Source organism: Streptomyces sp. OfavH-34-F (assembly GCF_022347745.1).
GTDB lineage: Bacteria > Actinomycetota > Actinomycetes > Streptomycetales > Streptomycetaceae > Streptomyces.
In genome coordinates, this window is the sequence record NZ_JAKRGC010000510.1 from 1 (window position 1) to 2,859 (window position 2,859).

2 protein-coding genes and 1 pseudogene are annotated in these 2,859 nt (G+C 74.0%); all 3 read left to right on the top strand.

The window, feature by feature from the left end; genetic code table 11:
• Positions 1–358, top strand: a pseudogene (locus tag MHW47_RS34135) (nuclease); the annotation flags it as partial.
• A gap of 237 nt (positions 359–595) precedes the next feature.
• The gene (locus MHW47_RS34140; RefSeq protein ID WP_239227723.1) at positions 596–925 is read left to right on the top strand and encodes a 4Fe-4S dicluster-binding protein; all 330 of its coding nucleotides are present in this window, start codon (positions 596–598) and stop codon (positions 923–925) included.
• Positions 922–2,859: hypothetical protein (locus MHW47_RS34145; RefSeq protein ID WP_239227724.1), on the top strand; the 1,938-nt coding region annotated here is incomplete at its 3' end. The genes MHW47_RS34140 and MHW47_RS34145, both read left to right, overlap by 4 nt.

Sequence of the window (2,859 nt, forward strand, 5' to 3'; positions counted from 1 at the left end):
GCCCGCCCCGGCGGCGGGCGGCGCGGAGTCCTGCGGCACGGCCCGAACACCGCTGCGGGTGGCGCCCGGCCCCACCGGCGCGGCGCAGCGCGGGGAACGTGCCGACGAGGTCCCGGTCTGGACGGCGGTGGCGGCGAAGATGGCCGCCGACCCCGCCATCCGCTACACGGCGGGCGGCCGGGAGTTCCTGCGCTGGATGCAGCTGCACGCCGCCGAGCCGGACGACGGCTGGCGGGAACTGATCGACGCGGTTCCGGCCCACTGGCTCGGAGTCATCGCCCCGATCGCCGAGCGCATCGGCAAGGAGTGGAGCCTGCTCGCCGAGGGGCTCAGGACCAAACAGGACATGATGCCCTGACCCTGCCCCTAACCTGCCCCGACCTGCCCGTACGCCCCGCTCGCCGGCGGCCGGACGGGCACCGGGCGCAGGCGGCCCGCGCCCCGGCCGGGGCCGCCCGGGCCGGGCCGGTTCCCCGGTTCCTCGGCACTCCAGCAGGCTCCGACCAGGGTTCAGGAGAAGGTCGAGAGGCACCCCGAATGCTCGAAGCATCCATTCGAGCCGTCATCGACACGACGCCTAAGGGGTCGCATGCCCGTGGAAATCAACGCTTCGTCAGCCGTGCCGTCCGGGCGAGACATCAGGATCGCCACGCGCAGCCGCGCCGGCAACTGGACCAAGCCCCCGCGCCGTATCGAGACGTCCGAGTGCATCACCTGTGACAGCTGTCTGCGCGGCTGTCCCGAGCAGTTCGGCGCGATCTTCGACAGGGGGCTCGACGTCGTGATCATCCCCGAGCTGTGCTCGGGCTGCCCCGTCTGCGTCCTGGAGTGCCCGGTCGACTGCATCTACGTCGACGAGGACTGGACGCCCACCGACGACGCGATGTGGAGCCACATCGCACTCACCGGGGAAGGTACCGCATGACCACGCCCATGGACCGAGACGGCTCCCGGAGAGCCGCCAACTCCCGCAAGCGCCAGAGCAGGCGGCCCAGCCGTCTGGGCACGGCGGCCGGCGCCACGCCCAAGCCGGACCGGGTGCGCGAGGAGGACGCCGGGTTCCCCGGGCTGCTGGCCCGGGTGTGGCAGAAGGCCTCGGCCGCCGCCGGCACCCGGGCCGCCCTGGACATCCTGCTCACGCTCGACGGGCACGTCCCCGCGGAGGTCCAGACGAGCGCCCTGCGCATCGCGGACGCCGCCGCGCTGAAGGTCCTCGCCGGGCTGTCCGCGGAGGCCGGCGGGCAGGCCGGGCCGGTCGCGGAGACCGCCGAGCGCGCCGCGTTCCTCGGCGAGATCGGCCTCACCACCAGCGGCCGGGTCGTCGTGCGCGTCCCCTCCCAGCCGCCGCTCGCCAAGCAGCACACGCTGGTCGGCGGCGTCCTGCGGGTGCCGTGGGCGCCGCGCCACCTGGCGGAGTACCGGCGCGAGGCGGACCGGGCGCGGGAGCGCTTCCAGCGCGACGCGGACGACAGCCGCCGCTGGCTGGCGGAGCAGGGCCCCGAGGTCCGCGCGGCGCTGCTGGAGCAGCTGACCGAGGGCGCGCGGCGCACCGCCCCCTTCATGCTCTACATCGAGGACAAGCAGTACACGAACTTCCGCGACACCAACACGGTGGTGGGCAAGACGCTGTGGCCGGGCCACCCGGACTGCGTGTTCGCCGGGCTGTCCGGTCTGCCGCTGGACCTGTGGTCGGACCACGACGTCCTGCTGGTCGTGTGCGTCGGGCTGCTGATCCGCTCGGCCGGGTACGGCCGCATCGAGGAGGTCAACGGCTCCCAGCTCACCCCGCAGAGCGTCGGCCTGCTCCTGGAGCACACCCGCCGCACCTACAACGGGGCGCTGGGCGGCGAGCGCATCGCCGCGGCCGGCCCCGACGCCGGGATCGACGCGCTGACGGCCCTGGCGACGGAGCTGGGCGCCGTCCGCCCCGAGGTGGCCCGCACCGTGCAGCTGTACCGGGAGATCCACGGCACCCTGATCCACAAGGTGGAGAAGGCGGCGGCCCCGTACGGCGAGGTGGCGGCGGACCGGGACCGGCAGGTCACCGAGCACCTGCGCGCCACGCTGCCGGTGACCGGCGACCGGCTGGAGCGGCTGCGGCTCTCCGACGACGCGGACCCGTCCTGGCTGGCCCTGCCCCACGGTGAGTTCGGCACCGGTCTGGAGGCGGTCGTGTACGAGGCGGTCGCCGCCACCACCGCCGCGTTCGGCGCCGACTTCTCGATGAGCCGCGGCATCCGGTCGCTGCCGGAGCTGGTGCGCGCGCTGCGCGCGGAGTCCTGGGACGAGATCACCACCTGGGGCATCACGGACTTCTTCTGCTGCGTGGTGCCCGCGCCGGAGGCCCGGCGGCACTTCGGTGACTCGCCCGCCACCCTCGCGGACACCGCCTGGGCGATGTCCTCGCGCATGCAGTACAACTCCTGGCACTTCATCGCCGGCAATCTGCCGCGCACCGAGAAGGTCCTGGAGCGCGACCACTTCGTGCCGCCCACCATTCCCGACATCGCCCACTTCTCCGACCAGCACCACCACGGGCACGTCAACAACATGGTGCGCTTCACGATCCGCAGCCCCCAGACGGTGTGGGTGTGCGACCGCCCCTTCGACGGGTTCGTGGACCTGCGCATCGTGCGCGCCGACGGGGAGCCGTACACCGAGCAGGAGATGCTCGCCGCGCACCAGGTGTCCGCCTTCATCGGGCGGATGACGCAGCAGGCGGCCGCGCTCGCCGAGCAGGGGGAGCAGGCCGCCGTGACGGCGTTCGACTCGGCCTGGCACTGGCGGACGATCACCGGCACCCCGCCCGGGAACGCCGCCCCGCAACCGGTCCCGCCCGCCCCCGCGCAGCCGGCCGCC